This window comes from Marinagarivorans cellulosilyticus, assembly GCF_021655555.1.
Classification (GTDB): domain Bacteria; phylum Pseudomonadota; class Gammaproteobacteria; order Pseudomonadales; family Cellvibrionaceae; genus Marinagarivorans; species Marinagarivorans cellulosilyticus.
The window spans coordinates 4,134,463-4,150,954 of record NZ_AP023086.1 but is presented as its reverse complement, the minus strand read 5'-3'; the positions used below and the strand labels follow the sequence as shown (position 1 = coordinate 4,150,954).

Genomic DNA, 16,492 nt, shown 5'->3' with positions numbered 1-16,492 from the left:
CCAGGCTCCTTAGTGACCAAAAAATATCTGAGATAACCAAATGGCCAAGCCATAGGCGCCAACAATGGTGGTAGCCAGTAGAGGAAATAAGAAAACACAAATAAAGACGATCATTTTGAGTTCGTCTTTTTTACTTGTCGTATTGTTGGGCATTGCCTACCTCTCTTAAAAGTCTGGACAGTCGCGTGTGTTTCGCGATGAAGGGCGGTGCTAAAACACCGATGCAAGGATAAATAACGTGATAGCCAACTATCATAGATCATCGCTAGCCTGCGCTTACGATAGAAACTTGATGCAGATCAATAGCGGTGTGGTTATATCGGAAGGTGCGAAAAAATGATGGGGGAGGGGGTAGCAATATACGGGAAGTATTTTGCTGTTTAATAGGCGGTGATGCTTTCTTTACGCGTTGTTAAATGTGGTTAAGTTTTGGTAGCGAGCAGTAACCTCTTGGGGCGCCTTTAAAAATGCACTTTTTCCGCGATGGCGGCTACAGGTTTTTGCCTCGATAACTGCTCCTTCGTTATTCTAATCAGCCAGTTCGCGCGGCGGTGCAATGTCTAATAATGCGCTTCGTGCACTGGTGCGTCGCTCTACGTTCTGAGTCCATTCAGTCGCCTAGGTGGTGCTTGACTTCCACGAACGGCAATGTCACTAACTTAGCGGCGACCGACAATTTTTCTGGACTCGCTCAAGCCGTCTACGACTTCGTGCTCCAGCAATTTGATCACCTTGTCATCCCTGCAAGAGCCGGCGCGTGAGGGTCCTGAGAAATCACCGCCTACCGCTTAACTTGCCTTAAGTTAATGGCATTGCCACGAACGGAGAAAATGCAGAAAGTAGCTAGGAACAACTGTCCCAGCTCTCACACAAAAAATACTATTTTTTAGATGCCTATTGATTGTTATTCTGTCACAACGATTGGTGAGTCTTGCCGGTGCCTTTTTGTTTTATAGCAATTCGTTTAAGGCGCCGGTTCCGGTTTCCGGTTCGCCAAAGCTATCGATATCTAGGCCCATGGCGTGTGCTAAAGATACCAATAGATGCCCGTGTGGCTTAGATTCAAAATCAATATAACGGCCAGTATTAAAGTGCCACTTGCCTCCAGCAAGCATTAAAGGTAAATCTATTTTTCGGTGCGCGTTGCCGTCGCTCAGTGGGTTGGCAAAGAAAATTACCGTATTGTCGAAAAGCGTGCCGCCGCCGGGTTCTGGAACAGATTTTAATTTATCGATAAGCACTTTATGTTGTTCGCTATACCACGTGTTTATTTGAATTAAGGCTTCAATTTGGTTGGGGTCGTGGGATAAAACGTGATGATTGTTGCCAAAATCGCCTAACCAAGGGAAGGGCTGGGTACTGGTTGGGCCAGACCATATTAGCGTGCCAACGCGGGTTGCATCGCAGGCAAATGCGCTGACCATCATATCCATCTGCAATTGGGCCATCTCGCGGTAATTGGCGACGCTGCGAAAATCGAGCGGCTCACCTAAATTGGGCCCATCGCAAATAGAAACCGACTGCCTAAAGCGGTTTTCAAGTTGCACGATAGATTCTTCGTGGCGTTGCATCAGTGCACGATCTTCCATGCCTAATTTACTTTGCAGGCGGTTTAGGTCGTTCTTAACGCCGTCGAGTATCCTTTGGCGCAGGGCCAAGCGTTTATCAATGCCATCGCTATTGCCTGCGCCGCCTTGGGTTCCGAATACGCGGTCGAATGCGGCGTAAGGGCTGGGCTCCCAAGGGACTGGATCATAGGGGCCGCGAAACAAAATTTCACGGGTATAAAAATCGTCGCCGCCAAATGGCACAATGCCTAGCTCTAAGGTGCTAAAGCGGGTGTTGTCTTGGCGCTGCTGGGCAATGTATTGGTCGAGTGTAATGCTGGGGCATAGGCGGAAGCGGTCCATATCGGCTGGCACATTGGAAAAGAGCTGCGGATGGCCAGAGTGTGGTTTTGCGGGCTCCGGTTCTAGGTCTAAACCAGAAAGCACCAGTAAGTCTTTTTTGTGGTTTTCTAGTGGGGCCAAAATGCGATTAAATTCAAAGTCGGCGCCGATGCCGCTGGGTTTCCATTCTTGGTGCACGGTGCCGTTGGCTTGGTAGCAAAATAGTATGCGTTTTGGCGGTGCACCGTCTTGGGCGCGGCTTTCTAATACCGGCAGGAACGGCGCCAAAGCTGCGCACGCACCGCTTTGCAGTAGCGCCCGGCGACCAATTTTAGGGGCTCCAATTCGGCATTGATGGCGTACCGGTGCTTTTTGTTTGGTCTGATTAATCATTGCGATTCTCCGGTGCTTTTGTAGCGAAAGGCATCGCTTTGCACGACTGCGAAAATGAGGTCTTGGATATTTCCGTTTTTGGCCAGTGCGCGCTTGGCTTGTTGCAGGCTACAGGCATCGGCTGAGGTTTCGTGTTCGCGAATGGCATAGCGCAGCCACTGGGTTGCCATGCAGTCGCGCGCCTGTACCGAATGGGCAAATATTTGATTGAGTTCGTGGGCGCCATCAAAGGGGCCGTCCATATCGACGGTGCCGACAATTTCGCCCGATGCATCGACGGGAAGCGGGCCTTCCATTGTGCGGTAACGGCCCATGGCGTCGAAGTGCTCAAAGGCAAAGCCTAGCGGGTCGATAATGTTATGGCAGCCTGCACAGGCGGGGTTGTCGCGGTGTTGGCTAAAGCGCTCGCGCGTCGTTGCACTAGGGTCTACTGCTGGAGGGTTAGTATTCACATTGGCGGGTGCCTCGGGAAGTGGCGCGCAAATTAAGCGGTCGCGAACAAAAACACCGCGTTTAACGGGCGAGGTTTGGTCGCCGTGGGCATGTACGGCCAAAAAACTGGGGTGTGTTAATACGCCGCTTCGCACGCTGGCATCAATAGCTTCGAACGCGCTGGAGGCGTCAATACCGTAGAGTGAGGCTAGTGGTTCTTTGGCTAATGCAAGGTTTGATGTAAACAGTGTGCTCAGTAATCCGTCGCCATGGCGCACAACATAATCGACAAAGGTTGTGGTTTCCTCCCACATGGCGGTACGCAGCGCAGGGGTAAATTCGGGGAATAGTGTAGGGTCTTTTTCTAGCGTGCCGAGTTTTTCGATATCCAGCCACTGGTTAAAAAATTCGATTACCCCGTCACGGCCTTTATCGTGCGCCAGCATGCGCTTTGTTTGCGCGACAATACCTTCTGGGGTATCTAGCTCACCATTTTCGGCGGCTTGGAGTAATTGGGCGTCGGGAATGCTTTGCCACAGCATGGCGGCTAAGCGGCTAGCAATACTTAGCCCTGTAAGTTTTGCTGTGCTTTGTACGGTATGGGTTAGCTCTAATTGATAGAGGAAATTGGGCGATTGCAAAATGTATTCAATCGCTGCGCGGATGCCATACTCGAGATCTTCTTGTGCTGCTGCCCAGTCAAATAATGTGCCTAGCTCATCGGCTTCTTGGCTTGTGAGTGTGCGGCGAAAGGCTTGCCTGCCCAAGTTGTTTATAAACTGAAGCGCGCAGGATTTATTCCTGTTGGTTGGCGTACAAGGCAGTAATGCATCGAGTTGCTGCATGGCGTTGTCGGCGTGTTGCTCTGCGGCTAATAGCAGTTTTTCTGCGCCTAGTTCGGCCAGTGGGTCGCCTCGGTTACTCGCAAAGCCTGCAGCGGGTATATCGCTAGGGAAATCGTCAGCTAGCTTGATAGGGGTGTCGAGTAAATCGCGCACGGCGTTATCATATTCGCGGTGGGTTAAACGGCGCAGGCGTGTGGGTGTAACGGCAATGGCGTTAGAGCATTCACCATCGCGAGTCAGCGGGTCGGGCAATTCATTTTGAGGAGGTAAAGTTTCGCCGCCGCAAGCTGTGATGAGCAAGCCCGCTAAAATGATCAAGGCGCAGTTATTTTTCATATTTACCGGTTGGCTTTAAGTGAGGGTATGTATTCGTGCAACAAAAGTGAAGCCCGTTGAGCACGTATTTGTAGCCTTGCTTACGGCTGTATTTTTGACTGTCGCGATAGTTTGTTAAATAAATATCTAGTGGGAGATTACTGCCAGCCGCCTTATAGGCCAACAATAAAGTCACTAAACCGTGGATCCAGTCATAATAAAATATTTGATTTCGATCGAGGTGGATTTTTTTGGAGGCTATAATTTTTTATAGTGCCCGAATGGTAATTTGATTTATTTATTATTCGGGTTGTTTGGTTGATTTTTTAATGAGGGCTGCTAATAAAGTCTTCGTACATTCTGTTTATCTGCGCAGCGCTTATTTCGTTGCCATCGCTAATAATTAATTGGTGCTTAAAGGTCTGTGATGTGTTTTTGTGCAGTACGTAATTAAGTGCTTTATCGCCAAAAGCAGCACTGCCAAGGTTGTCGACAGCAAATAGGCCGTAATCTCTGGCCATCCAATGGGCTGGATAATTAATGTTAGAAGGCGAGTCAAACATTAAAAGTGAAACCGGTGTATTTTGAATATTGCCTTTCAGTTGCATCCAGCTTGCGCGTTTGCCCCAAACATCCGGGTAGCCTTCAATGCCTTCGCTATTGCGGTAAGTCGCTTGGTTATCTCGTATTTCTAATTCCGCTGCAACGCGAATGGCAAATAAAGCCTCTTTGGAATCGTTAAAGTGAACATCCTCGTCTAGCGCTGTTAAAGTGGTGGTGTGGGTGATAATGCGAGCATCGGTATTACCACTAAAGTGATAAAGAGTTTGTTCTTGAAGTAATATTTTGCCGGTATCGTCTAGCCAATTTTTGGCCACACGAATTTGACCGGCATCACCAGAATGCATTTCTAAAATGGCCTCGTGTTCGATGCGGCCGTAGCGCACGTCAGGCTTTGGTGGCGTGCGGCCAGCGTTCCAAAAATCTATGCCGTTAACATCGCCATGATTAAACCAAACCCCGTGTTGATGTGTGTGATCAGTGCTTTCACCCTCGCGAGTATCCAGCGGGTAGCCGCGGGTAACGGTAATGCCACTAGCGCTAATGACCGGAAATAATACGGCTTTATTTAGCAGCGGGTGATCGTATAAATACGAGCTGAAATATTGCCCGCCCATATAAATATCGATTTTTCCTTCATCGGGGGTGTGGGTAATATCAACGAAGGGCGGTTCTGATTGTTCACTATTCGAAGGGTCATTATTATTTGGGTTGTCTGTGGCTGCGCAGCCAATTATTAAGCTGTATAGTAATATTATGGCAGGGCAAAGCAAATTTTTATAACACAAAAACATACGTTTCTCGTTAGTTGAATGCCCGCGGGCTTTGGGTAGGTACTCGACAATTATTGCCCGCATCATACACGCTGCGCTGCAGCAGAACTGGGTAGTTGGTCTTGTCTTGAATATTTGATTTGGACTTTTGGGGGGGGGGTATTTGAGAATGCGGCTTGGGATTTTAGTCCTTTGGTGTTGGCTTTATGATGCTGCGCAGCCAATGGGCAGTGGAATTGTCTAGCGTGAAATAGGCATCAATTTCACTTTGTTGTTGCCAGTACTGATCACCGTCCTTAAATAAGAACGCGCGAGTCAGCATGCGGCGCCTAGGGTTAAGTTGTTTGACAATTTTAGCCGGGTTGCCAGCGGCAACACAGTTGGCGGGAATATCTTTGGTGACCACGGCGCCCGCGCCAATTACACTGTTCTCGCCAATGCTAACGCCTTTGGTAATAATGGCGCGGGTGCCTACCCATACGTTATTGCTGAGTGTTACATCGGCTGTGCAACGAAAAGGACGCAAGCGGTTGTACAAGCCGTGCCAGTCTGAATCGTGAATTAAAACATCGGCCGCAAGCATGCAGTTATCGCCAATTGTAATGCGGCTCATTGCGGTTACTTCAACACCTGGGGCAATTAAGCAATAGTCGCCAATAGTAATATTGCCTTGATGGTTTTTGTCGCCCCAAGTGGTGAGTTTTACGGGTTTGTTGTTATTGCTAATTAAATGCAAAAAATGCCCAGCGTGAATATGTGGGCCGTTAACTTGGAGTGACCGAGGTGCCAAAAAACGTGCGCCTTGGCCGATAGTGTCAAATTGCGGGTGAACGTAGTACTTGCTATACCATTGATTTAATCGCATGAGTACGCGCTTGAACCAATATGGGCGATGGTCTCTACGCATGGGCGGCATTCCTATTTTTAATGAAATTAGCTTGCATGTGGTAGCCAAACCAAATTAGGAAATGTTATTAATAATGCGAGAACCGCCAACTGAATCATAACGAAAGGCCATACTGACCGATAAATTGTTCCTAGTGAAATAGACTCGGGCGCAACACTTTTTAAATAAAAGGCCGCCGGCCCAAAGGGCGGGGTGAGGTAAGACATTTGCATATTGACCGCAAATAAAACACCAAACCACACAGGGTTAAAGCCTAAGGTGACAATAATAGGTACAAAAATTGGCATGCACAGTAAAGCAATGCCTATCCAGTCCATAAATAGCCCGAGTATTAATAGCACGGCCATCATGGTGATAATAATAACGACTGGCGGCGCATCGATAGCTAAAATTAACGTTTGAATAAGTAAGCTTCCACCGATTAAGTTGTAAATACCAACCAGCAAGCTAGCCCCTATGCCTACCCAAATAATCATGCCGCAAGCTTCTAGCGATTGTTTTAAAGCGGCTTGAATATCACCCCAACGTAAACGTTGGCGCATTGCGGCCACCAACATAACGGCGGCTACACCCAAGCAGGCAGCTTCGGTAATAGAGGCAATGCCGCGATAAATGCTCCCTAGCACCAATGTCATTACAAATAGTGGGCCGACAAAGCCTTTAATTTTATCTTGCGCGGACATGGTGAATGTCTCGCCATGGGGTGTTGTTGGCCGGTGCTTAGGGTTAAAGCGGCACTGGCAATAAATATAAATAAGGTAGGCGCCGGCCAAAATAACACCGGGAATAATAGCGGCAATAAATAAATCGCTAATGGGCACATGACTGGTAAGGCCATATACGATTAAAACAATGCTTGGCGGGATCATTGTGCCTAAGGAGCCTCCTGCGCAAACTGTGCCTATTGCAATACTTTGGCTATAGCCCAAACGCAACATTTGCGGTAATGCAATTAACCCAAGCAGTACAATTTCGCCGCCAATAATGCCCGACACCGCCGCTAAACAAAGGCCGGCTAAAAGCGTTTGCAAAGCAAGGCCGCCGGACAGTTTTGGTGTGCTTGCGCGCATGGCGTTATAGAGCTCGGCTGCTAGGCCTGTGCGGTCTAATAACGATGCCATAAATACAAACATAGGCACCGCGACTAATACATATTCATTAATAAAGCTAAATACGCGGCTGGTTAGTAGTGGCGCGGCATGCCAATCGTACCAACCTAGTGTTACCAGTAGCGCGGTGGCACCGGTGGCAAACGCTAAAGGAACACCGCAAAGTGCCAAAAGCATAATCATGCACACCAATAATAATGAGCCATACCCTAAGCCTAAGTCGGCGCCCCAGAAAAATAATGTGCCGGCCGCTACAAGTGTTAAAGCTATTAATAGCGCTGGAAATACCGCTTCTGGTTGCTGCGTGCGAGTGGCCATATAGTTGCGCCAGCGCCCCCAACATTGCCGTAAAGCAATAATAAAAAGTGCAACAAAGGTAAGGCAAAGTAAGGTTTTGATAATGGCGGGTGTGGCTGGATTCCAAGCGCTGCCGGTACCCTCTATTCGCCAAAAGCCACTCGGCGTTACCCAGCTATTAATGGCGCTGGGCAAGCTGGCGATAACCATAGCCGCTAAAAATAGCGCGGTTACTAAGCTAGCGAATAATTGCAACTTGGCCAACGCTTTTGGCTCTTGGGTAATTGGCAGCTGAATGGATATGTGCTTGTGGCGAATAAATACTTGAATGCCTCCGAGCAAATACCCTGCAGCAACTAGCGCAATAACGGTTTCGTGTACCCATAAGGTTGGCGCAGAAAAAATATGGCGGCAAATAATTTCCCAAACGCTGGCGGCAAAGGCGAGTAAAAATAAGCCACCGCTAAACTGGGTAAAATAATGTAAGGCCCGTTGGGTTAATGGTGTCTGTTTCATTGCGTGGCCTGGCTGGTAAGTAGGTTGCGAGAGCGCAAGTAATCCGTCACGGTGGTGAATACTTGTTGCGCCATTGGGCTGCGTTTTGCCCAGTTTTCCCACTGTGATTGCGCAATGGTGCGAAACGCTTTGCGCTCTTGCGGTGACCAGTTAATAACTTGGATATTGGCATCTTGTTGTGCTTGGGCCACGGCCTCGCGGTCTTTGTTTTCCAGTTCGTTTACCATATTGGTGGCTAACGATTTAACCGATTGAGACAATAAGCTTTGGTGCTCTAGCGAAAGTGAGTGCCACAGTTTTTTGTTAATTGAAACCTCTACCATGGGCATGGAGTGAAACCCTGGGTAAATGGGGTAGCGTGCAAAGCGGTGCATGCCCTGGCTATGATTGCTGGCAAACACGGTGTAATCGGCGGCATCAATTACGCCTTTTTCTAAAGCGGTATACACTTCTGAACCTGGCAGGTTTACCGGGCTTGCCCCTGCTGCGGCAAATACTTCTTGCACCATGCCCTCGGGTGCGCGCAGTTTTAAGCCTTTTAAATCGGCCACGCCGTTTAATGGTTTATTGCTTAAAAATGATTCTAGCCCGGTGGCGGATGCGCCTATAAATTGAAGCCCGTAAGGGTTAATTAGTGCGTTGTATAATTCGTAGCCGCCGCCGTTTTCGATAAAATCCAACATTTGAGACGGCGCGCTCCAGGCGCCGACTAAATTGCCTAGCATGGCAAAGGCAGGGTCTTTACCTGAAAAGTATGATGGGTCACCGATATGGCCATCGAGAATTCCGGCCCCCACAGCATCGAGGGTTTCGTTGTACTGCACCACTGCGCCTGCGGGTAGCAAATGGATGATAATGTCACCGTTGGAACGCTGGTGAACATCGTTGGCCCATTGTTGTTCAATGGCAAAAAAATCATCACCTGCGGCTGCCGATGTCTGAAAGGTCCATTCAAGTTGCGTCTGGGTGGCCGGCGGTGGTTTTAATAGCGCCATGGCAGCCACGGCTGTTATGGCTGTTAAAATAATGAAATTTGCAATGTGCTTTTTGAGCATACGAGTACTTAATCAAGTGAGGGGAGGCTGGGTCGTGATGAAACGCGTGGGGCCGGCCAAAGTGAAAGTTTCGCATATCACTCCAAAGTGATCGAGGGTTATCTTTCTTGGTTAAGTGATTACTGTGTAGGTTTATTGTGGGGTTGTTATGAAAAAGGTTGATGTCTTTTTATTTGATTTGGGTAGGGTGCTTGTAGAGCTGGATGGCCCGCCAATTAAAAGCGAGTGGTTAGCATCCCCGATTAGCGATGCTGAGAGTTGGCGCCGTTGGGCCGTCTCGCCCTATGTCAAAGCTTTTGAGAGTGGCGAAATATCAGCCGATGCGTTTACAGCCGGTATTCACCAAGAGCAGCGGCTGATCATATCGCCAGCAGCGTTTAAAGAGGCTTTCATCGCTTGGCCAAAAGGCTTGTATGAGGGTGTTGAGGCCTTGTTGGCGTCGCTTAAGGCGCACTATACATTGGCGTTTTATTCGAATACCAGTGAGCTGCATGTGCCGCGCCTAGTTGGGGAGATGGGGTTAGGGAGATACTTTGATTACACATTTGCATCGTGTGAAATCGGGCATTTTAAGCCTGCATTGGAGGGGTATCGTTTTATAGTTGAGTCGTTAAATGTGCCTGCTCAACGGATAGTCTTTATTGATGATAACAAACATAACGTTGAGGCCGCCCGTAGCGTGGGTATGCATGCCGAGCAAGCCGAAGGTTTTTTGGCTGTTGCAGCAGCTGTGGAGCGCTGGCGAGCAGAGCGTTAATGGTGTTATAAGAACGCGTTAACTACTGTGGCTTTTTAAAAGTACCTTGTTTGATTTGTATAACCTTTGCCCATTTTGCTTGGATTCACTGTTTTTGGTGAGGGTAATGTCGTTATTGCTGCTGTTATTAAGCCACGTGTGGTTATGAGTGAGTTCGCAGTTTCTCGCCACCTTAAATGCTAGTATCGCTGCGCTTTTAAACGGTAAATACCTGTGAGCACTCTGGCCTTGGCCGAGTTGTGAGGCTGGAACGTAGTGTTTAAAAGACGGCGCATCGATCTACTTGATGCCTATAAAACAATGAAAAGGTCTATTAAAGGTCATAGGTTAAAACATGAAGATCAAACAAGTGTTTACTCTAACAACGGCTGCGGTGTGTATTGTTTCAAACGCGGCTTGGGCTGTTGATGATGGCAGTCAAATGAATGATAAGTTTCGGATTAATTACGCAGGCTATCTGCCCCAAGCTAAAAAAATTGCATTGTATTTGAGCGATAATACCGGTCCTGTTAGCTGGTCTTTGTCTGGCGCTAATTGCAGTGGCACTGAAGATACTTTTGTAGCCAATGATAAAAGCTCGGGGGATAGCTTTTATCGCATCGATTTTTCCCAGTGTACTATGCCTGGAAATGCTTTACGTTTGGTTGTTAATGGGGAACAGTCAGCGGCATTTGATATATCCGCAGATCCCTACGGCAATATAAAGTACGAGTTCTTTGACTATTTTAAAGATCATGAAGCAACGGCTACCTTCAGTAATGCAAAAAATAATTGGCAAGATGGCCTGTCTTTAACATTTTCCTATGTGAAAGATGCTGGTGATAATGGTGCCTACCCAACCAATACCGCAGAAGCTTCCTGGGCTTTAATTAATATGCTAGAGACGTATCCGGCGATTAATACTTATTACCGCGACAATATGACTGGGGCCAAAACAGTTTATGAACAGCTATTGGTGTTAACCGACCAATTTCGCTATGTGCTTAATCATAATGGCCATTTAGCGATTCCTAAATTTCATACCAATGTTAATGCGACATGGGCCGCTTGTGCGCCACATACCACTGGCACTTGCATTGCCGAGCCAGAAACTAAGGCAACTTACGCTACCGCGCGTACGCTTGCAGCCATGGCTAGGCTGCATGTGGCCTATGGTTCGGCTCAAGATGCAAATACCGCTTACCAGCAGGCAGTAACAGCATTAAATAATGCGATGAATAACCCTGTGGTGTGTAATCAAGCGGATTCATTTGGTGGCGAAGGCGGTTTTTACCCTGACAACGATAATACCAGCTTGATCCGAGACCCTAAAACTAACAACGATAACTGTGTGGCGCACGAAGACAATACCGAAGACGATCAATTTACCGCTTTAGTTGAAGTGTTTTTGGCAGCAAAAAAACTGAATAAGTCGGCTGATATTCCTGTTTATAAAGCGCAGGTGGTAAATCATCGGCGTTTTAACGAGGCCTCGTCCTATTGGTGGGGTGCGGTTGTTATGGAAGGTGGGCTTTCGTTATTGAGTAATGAAACGTCGCACAGTATTAATCTAGATGTCTTTAAAAATAACCTACTACAAAAGGCGAATTCGATTATAAGTTTTCAGTCGTTAGGTTACCCAGGCGTTACTTGGGACCCGCACTCCACACGGTGGAACACCGGTGATCAAGATAATGTTGATAATAACGTGCGTTGGGGTTCTCATCGGATGGCGTTAAACGATGCAAGAATACTGATGGCTGCAGCCGAGCTAAAATCTTCTGTGGGTGATGCCGATACTGCGGCCTTGTATGCTCGTGCTGCTGTCAATGTGCTTGATCATATGGCGGGGCTTAATGCGATTAACTTGGCTATGTTTACTACGGAGGGTTATCCACAATTTGAACATTCCGTAACGCGAACACATGATGGCGCAAACCCCAGCGATAGTTGGCCTGGTAAACTCGTATTAGGACCTAATAATTGGACCAATGCCGGTGATAGTGCAATGCCTGAGTTTGGTTCACAGCCGGGCTTAAAAATGTTTGCCCTAATGGGTACTGGTTGGTCGTCGCGTGAAATATCAATTGATGCCAATGCTTCCTTAGTGCCCGTGGCTTACTTTACAACAGAGGTTGCCCCCGCTTTATTTGCGGCTTCCCCTATTGGTGATATGACTCCTGTTATGGTGGGTGTGCCGTTGGCACCGGCGAATGTTGGCGCAACCGTTATTGATGATTCCTCTATTTCATTGGCATGGTCAGATGGCGGTGATGCGAGTAATGCCGCAACTCGCTTTAATATTTATTACAGTGTTAATTCGCTAAGGCCGAGTAATCCGGCCATAACTTTAAGCGCTGCAAATAGTGAGTGGATAGCAAATGGTTTAATGGCTGATACGCAATACAGTTTTTGGATTGAGGCCGTAAACGACGCCGGAAATGCGCATAGCTCCCGCATTCAAGCGACAACACAGGCCAAGTCTTCGTCTTCTGGGCCCGCACGTATTGGCTTTTTCTCTTTGGGCTATTGCTGGTTGCTATTGGGGATGTTTGGGCTGAGTACTTACAGAGCTAAAAAATTGCTTTGATTAAACCCGTATTTCTATAGGTTTTGCGGGGCAGTTTTTATGGCGCCCCGTTTTTTTTCTCTCGGTTTTTTTTGTTGTATTTTTTTCAAATTTCTTGCGTATGCTACAAGGCGTTGTTGGCTAAATGGTAAGCAGCACCTTTTTTAAGCGTTTCCTTGTGCATTAAATCGATTCAATGTTTTTGTTTTGGCTGTTTTTTATTCGTGTTGTGCGTATCTCGATCTTAAATTCCCCCAAGAAATTAATTTCCAATTTTATTGTTGTTCTGGCATTTGCCTTGCTCTACTTATTGTGAATGGCACGTCACCTGTTGCTCAATGCCTAGAGCATTTTGGTGTGATGCATCAAAAGAAATAAAAGTTTGGAGATTAATAAAATGACTAAATCAAATGCAAAAAAATTACCTTTACAGGCTGCAATTGCAGCTTTGTTGATTCCTGCTGCGTCATTTGCGCATGAAGATTTAAGCTACAGTTATGTGCAGGGTGGTTATTTGGTTCAGGATGTTGATATCTACCAAGATAGCGACAATCTCAGTGAGTTTATCGAAGAGGTTGATGATGGAGGCGGTTATAAGCTTGAGGCTTCGATTGCTTTTACCGACAGTATGTTTGGTTTCACAAGTTATTCAGATACAGAAGCTGATTTTGCGTTTGTTGATAATAATGGGTCGGTAAGGCCCTCGCAAACAAACGTTAAAACATTGAAGCTTGGTGTGGGCTTTCATGCACCGTTAACACAGCGCATGGACTTTGTTGGTTCTGCTGCTTATGTTGATATGGATTTAGATGAATTCAGTTTTGGCCAAAACGATAATGACGTTATTGGTGGCGATGATAGCATTGGGGATGCTTACGACGATTTAAATGAGGACTCAAGTGATGGTTATGCCATTGATGCCGGCGTTCGAGCGCAGGTGGCTACTTGGCTGGAATTAGGCGGTGGTTTGCGTTATACCGATGTTGATGCCGGTGATGATGTATCGGCTTTTGGTAATGCCTTATTTGAAATAGACCCGAATATGGGGATTAATTTAGCGGCTACAGCGGGCGATAATTTATCAACCTATGAGCTGGGTTTTCGCTACTCGTTTTAAGGGTTAAATACTCGAAGAAAAAAGCCCTTAGCGCATTCGCTAAGGGCTTTTTTTAGGGCTTATAGTAGCTCAAGATGGACGTTGTGAAGTGTAATGGATATGCCATTGGGCTGGCTGTTGCGAAGCTTAATTTGGAACATGCGCGCGACATTATCAAGCTTTAACCCTCTAGAAACCATTTCCTTGACCGGTATTCTAAATTCTGAGGTGGCGCCTTCTTCTGTGCGCGGTAATGCAATTGTGGGGAATAAATTACAGCTCGGCCCGCAATAAGCATCAACAATAAATTCGCCTTCGGTATCGAAGCCCCATGAATTAACCGTGTAATTGATGACCAGATCGGCATGGAAATAATCGCTTAAGTCTCGGTATTGCAGATAAAAATTATCGGAGAAGTCGTCTTTTTCAATAAACTCGGAATACAACCATGAGTAACCGCCATTGGCATCGTAGTCGGCTTGAAGATCTCCTACTGGTTCTGATAATGCGATCCCCATGCCTGTTCCAACTTTGAGGTTATCACCCTGTGCTAAAAGGTCAATTGTGGGGGCTGATGCTGGGCGTGTGGGTTCTTCAATAATGGGGCGCGTGTAAGATTTGCTGAGTCGAATATTGTCAATTTGGTAGGTGTGAGCGTTTTGGTTCCACCATGGTTCGCGGAACATAAAGGCAACATCGAGCTGGGCAAGGTCTACGCCGCTTTCTACAAAATCAGCTAATGCAATTGTTACAGTTTGCCACTCAAAGGTGGTGGTAATCAGTTTGTGCTCGCTAGTGCATGGCCAGCCACACTCAAGCCCTAAACCGATAATGCCGCCTTCACCATCCATTTGGCGAACATCAAAACTAATAGAGCCATCTTTATAGGCTGACAAATCCGTACGTATTGATGATGGCGGCCCTAAGTCGTCTGGCGAGCCTATGCCAAACCAGCCATTAGTGTTTATTTCGTTTAATGGGTCGTTGGCGCCGTAATAGATTTGAATAACGGTGTTGTGCTCTGGCTCGCCAGTATCGACCATTTCCCAGTTGATATGGCGATCACCAAAACCGTTGAAATAAACGCCGTCAACAACGCCGTCGGGGTTGTCGCTTTCGGCCTCGTAGCTTCGTAAGGCGCCAAAGTTAGGGGCTACGCAATCTATAAACATGTCGTCTGGGCCTGCATCACAAGCATTGACGATTATGTCAATTGCGCCAGTGGTGATGGTGCCTGCGTTTTCATGTTCTACCTGAAAGGTTAGCTTTTCACCGTTTACAACATCCGAGGGGGTTAGTAAGTGAAGTGAAGCGCTATTCTCACCACCAATAATGGTGGCTGCTTGACCTGCAGTTTGTCGCCATTGAAAGCTGCCAACATCCACATTCAAAATATTTATTTCAACGTACTGGCTGTTAAGTACAGTAACGTCTGCTGCGTAATAGTCCACGCCGTTATTGGCTTGACTACTTGTCGTGTTAGTGTCGCTCGTTGTTCTATCGCCATTGCCGCCGCAGGCCAGTATCGCAGTTGCCGTTAATGTGCAAAGGATGGTTGTTGGTAGCGTGTCGGTGATCCATTTTTTATTTATCATAAAAACTGTACTCGTTTGTATCTTTTAAAAAAGCAGCTTTGTTACAGGCTGATGGTTATTGTTTGCAAGTCAATAACACCTAAGTAGGCGACCCCCTCCATATTTATTGTTCAATGAATAAATTTTTGGTGGGTACGAAGTTGAATGCGGGGGGTATTCTAAAACAGGAGGAGGGCGGTTTTGTGTGGCTGAATAAATAAGCCGACAAACGGCAGGTTTTGGTTAGAAAATAGTCGCTTGCTTTGGGGATTCTATATTAGCGTATGCGCTAAAAACTGAATTGAGAGGTTTGGCTACTGTGCGGCAGTGCTTTTTGTTGGCTGGCCCCGAAGTAGCCTGCGGGGCGTAACCAATGGAGTGCTTTAAGGTGTGGGTATTAACGCTTGTTTTCAGGCAATGCTTTTACTTTTTCAACTTTATAACCTTGCGCAATTAACAGGCTTTGTACGCTATCGGGTCCGGCTAGGTGTGCAGCGCCTACTAAAATAAATTCTTTTTCTGGTGTTCGGATGAGCTTGTCGATAGATTTAATCCAGTTGAAATTACGCTTTACCAATAAGTTGTTATACATTTGTGGGAAGCGGTCTTTCATCATAGTGGTCATTTTTTCATCGATAGTGGCCACGTCGCCGGCCTTCCATGCATTGATGAGGATTTGAAACTCAGCACTAAGGTTTTCGAAATCATCTAGCGAGCCGTTCACAAACTCATCCTCGTAGCCGTCGCCCATAGTCGCCAGTATGGCGATTTGCTCATCGAGGGTTTCTAAGCTTGCTATTGTTTTACTGTGTTTGGTTGCCAGCTTTGAAAAGTGGCTTTCTAGGCCGCTATTGGCGGTTATGTCGAGTTTTTGTAGCTCCAGCTGGGTGAGCGTAAGAATGACCATGGCAGGCTTGAACGACTGCATCATTTCGAGGGGTAGCCCGCATTGGGCAGAAAAGTCACTTAAGCGCTTATAGGTTTTTGGTTGCAGGATATCGGCGAGGGTTTTGCCCGGCGGCAAGCTCATTTGCATCATCATCTTTTGCTGAAAACCAAGATCGCTGGCGCCATTTACATCGGTTTCAAATACCACGGTGTCGCTATCGCCAAAGGCAATGTCATATTCCTGCTTTAGGGGGTAGTCGGATTCACGCAGCATGTGAATGGTGCCGCCTAAGTAAACTTCGCCGTGCTCGTTGCTGACCTTCCAAACCATGGCGTCGGCATTAGCAGAAGGGCTTAGAGGAATAAGGCTGCCGAGCAATGTGCCGGTGGCCAAGAATGACAGTGCGCGCTTAAGCATGCTGTTGCTCCATTAATAAGTTTGGTCTTCTGATGTGCATGTATAGACGCGGTTCAGACCGCTGGGCAAGCACGGGGTTCGAAAAACAGGTAAAATCGCGTTCCTTTTACAGTTTAGTG

General features: G+C 47.0%; 13 protein-coding genes. 4 read left to right on the top strand and 9 right to left on the bottom strand.

Features of this window, described 5'->3' with window-relative positions:
* Positions 1–9: 9 nt before the first annotated feature.
* The gene (locus MARGE09_RS16965) at positions 10–153 is read right to left on the bottom strand and encodes a periplasmic nitrate reductase, NapE protein (RefSeq protein ID WP_236983954.1); all 144 of its coding nucleotides are present in this window, start codon (positions 151–153) and stop codon (positions 10–12) included.
* Between the two features lie 476 nt (positions 154–629).
* On the opposite strand from MARGE09_RS16965, the gene MARGE09_RS21575 reads away from it, so the two are divergent.
* Complete coding sequence (locus tag MARGE09_RS21575; protein WP_255711693.1) at positions 630–761, top strand: hypothetical protein; 132 nt, start codon at positions 630–632, stop codon at positions 759–761.
* Positions 762–950: 189 nt separating this feature from the next.
* On the opposite strand, the gene MARGE09_RS16960 is transcribed toward MARGE09_RS21575, so the two are convergent.
* The 6 genes from MARGE09_RS16960 to MARGE09_RS16935 all read right to left on the bottom strand — a co-directional run bounded on the left by MARGE09_RS16960 (position 951) and on the right by MARGE09_RS16935 (position 9,092).
* Positions 951–2,282: a DUF1552 domain-containing protein gene (locus MARGE09_RS16960; protein WP_236983952.1), complete on the bottom strand. Its 1,332-nt coding sequence runs from the start codon at positions 2,280–2,282 to the stop codon at positions 951–953.
* Complete coding sequence (locus MARGE09_RS16955; protein ID WP_236983950.1) at positions 2,279–3,895, bottom strand: DUF1592 domain-containing protein; 1,617 nt, start codon at positions 3,893–3,895, stop codon at positions 2,279–2,281. Before MARGE09_RS16955 ends, MARGE09_RS16960 begins: the two co-directional genes overlap by 4 nt.
* 305 nt (positions 3,896–4,200) lie before the next feature.
* Positions 4,201–5,295, bottom strand: coding sequence for a DUF6807 domain-containing protein (locus MARGE09_RS16950; RefSeq protein WP_236983948.1), 1,095 nt, complete (start codon positions 5,293–5,295; stop codon positions 4,201–4,203).
* A gap of 97 nt (positions 5,296–5,392) precedes the next feature.
* Complete coding sequence (locus tag MARGE09_RS16945; RefSeq protein ID WP_236983946.1) at positions 5,393–6,115, bottom strand: acyltransferase; 723 nt, start codon at positions 6,113–6,115, stop codon at positions 5,393–5,395.
* 26 nt (positions 6,116–6,141) lie between these two features.
* Entirely contained in the window at positions 6,142–8,037 is a 1,896-nt protein-coding gene (locus tag MARGE09_RS16940; protein ID WP_236983944.1) for a TRAP transporter large permease subunit, read from the bottom strand.
* Positions 8,034–9,092: a TRAP transporter substrate-binding protein gene (locus MARGE09_RS16935; protein ID WP_236983942.1), complete on the bottom strand. Its 1,059-nt coding sequence runs from the start codon at positions 9,090–9,092 to the stop codon at positions 8,034–8,036. The genes MARGE09_RS16940 and MARGE09_RS16935 overlap by 4 nt, the downstream gene beginning before the upstream one ends.
* A gap of 148 nt (positions 9,093–9,240) precedes the next feature.
* Between MARGE09_RS16935 and MARGE09_RS16930 the strand changes: the two genes are divergently transcribed.
* The 3 genes from MARGE09_RS16930 (at position 9,241) to MARGE09_RS16920 (ending at position 13,514) form a co-directional block, all read left to right on the top strand.
* Positions 9,241–9,849: an HAD family hydrolase gene (locus MARGE09_RS16930; protein ID WP_236983940.1), complete on the top strand. Its 609-nt coding sequence runs from the start codon at positions 9,241–9,243 to the stop codon at positions 9,847–9,849.
* A 334-nt stretch (positions 9,850–10,183) separates the two neighbouring features.
* A complete protein-coding gene (locus MARGE09_RS16925; protein ID WP_236983938.1) occupies positions 10,184–12,418 on the top strand; it encodes a cellulase N-terminal Ig-like domain-containing protein in 2,235 nt (744 codons plus the stop codon).
* Between the two features lie 376 nt (positions 12,419–12,794).
* Entirely contained in the window at positions 12,795–13,514 is a 720-nt protein-coding gene (locus MARGE09_RS16920; protein WP_236983937.1) for an outer membrane beta-barrel protein, read from the top strand.
* Between the two features lie 59 nt (positions 13,515–13,573).
* On the opposite strand, the gene MARGE09_RS16915 is transcribed toward MARGE09_RS16920, so the two are convergent.
* Complete coding sequence (locus tag MARGE09_RS16915; RefSeq protein WP_236983935.1) at positions 13,574–15,088, bottom strand: putative glycoside hydrolase; 1,515 nt, start codon at positions 15,086–15,088, stop codon at positions 13,574–13,576.
* A 376-nt stretch (positions 15,089–15,464) separates the two neighbouring features.
* On the bottom strand, positions 15,465–16,373 hold the full coding sequence (locus tag MARGE09_RS16910; RefSeq protein WP_236983933.1) for a TraB/GumN family protein: 909 nt from the start codon (positions 16,371–16,373) through the stop codon (positions 15,465–15,467).
* Between the last annotated feature and the right edge of the window lie 119 nt (positions 16,374–16,492).

Bases quoted from the DNA above. Each gene is read 5' to 3' on its own strand.
- MARGE09_RS16965 (WP_236983954.1), bottom strand. From the start codon at position 153: ATGCCCAACAATACGACAAGTAAAAAAGACGAACTCAAAATGATCGTC.
- MARGE09_RS16960 (WP_236983952.1), bottom strand. From the start codon at position 2,282: ATGATTAATCAGACCAAACAAAAAGCACCGGTACGCCATCAATGCCGA.
- MARGE09_RS16955 (WP_236983950.1), bottom strand. From the start codon at position 3,895: ATGAAAAATAACTGCGCCTTGATCATTTTAGCGGGCTTGCTCATCACA.
- MARGE09_RS16950 (WP_236983948.1), bottom strand. From the start codon at position 5,295: ATGATGCGGGCAATAATTGTCGAGTACCTACCCAAAGCCCGCGGGCAT.
- MARGE09_RS16945 (WP_236983946.1), bottom strand. From the start codon at position 6,115: ATGCGTAGAGACCATCGCCCATATTGGTTCAAGCGCGTACTCATGCGA.
- MARGE09_RS16940 (WP_236983944.1), bottom strand. From the start codon at position 8,037: ATGAAACAGACACCATTAACCCAACGGGCCTTACATTATTTTACCCAG.
- MARGE09_RS16935 (WP_236983942.1), bottom strand. From the start codon at position 9,092: ATGCTCAAAAAGCACATTGCAAATTTCATTATTTTAACAGCCATAACA.
- MARGE09_RS16930 (WP_236983940.1), top strand. From the start codon at position 9,241: ATGAAAAAGGTTGATGTCTTTTTATTTGATTTGGGTAGGGTGCTTGTA.
- MARGE09_RS16925 (WP_236983938.1), top strand. From the start codon at position 10,184: ATGAAGATCAAACAAGTGTTTACTCTAACAACGGCTGCGGTGTGTATT.
- MARGE09_RS16920 (WP_236983937.1), top strand. From the start codon at position 12,795: ATGACTAAATCAAATGCAAAAAAATTACCTTTACAGGCTGCAATTGCA.
- MARGE09_RS16915 (WP_236983935.1), bottom strand. From the start codon at position 15,088: ATGATAAATAAAAAATGGATCACCGACACGCTACCAACAACCATCCTT.
- MARGE09_RS16910 (WP_236983933.1), bottom strand. From the start codon at position 16,373: ATGCTTAAGCGCGCACTGTCATTCTTGGCCACCGGCACATTGCTCGGC.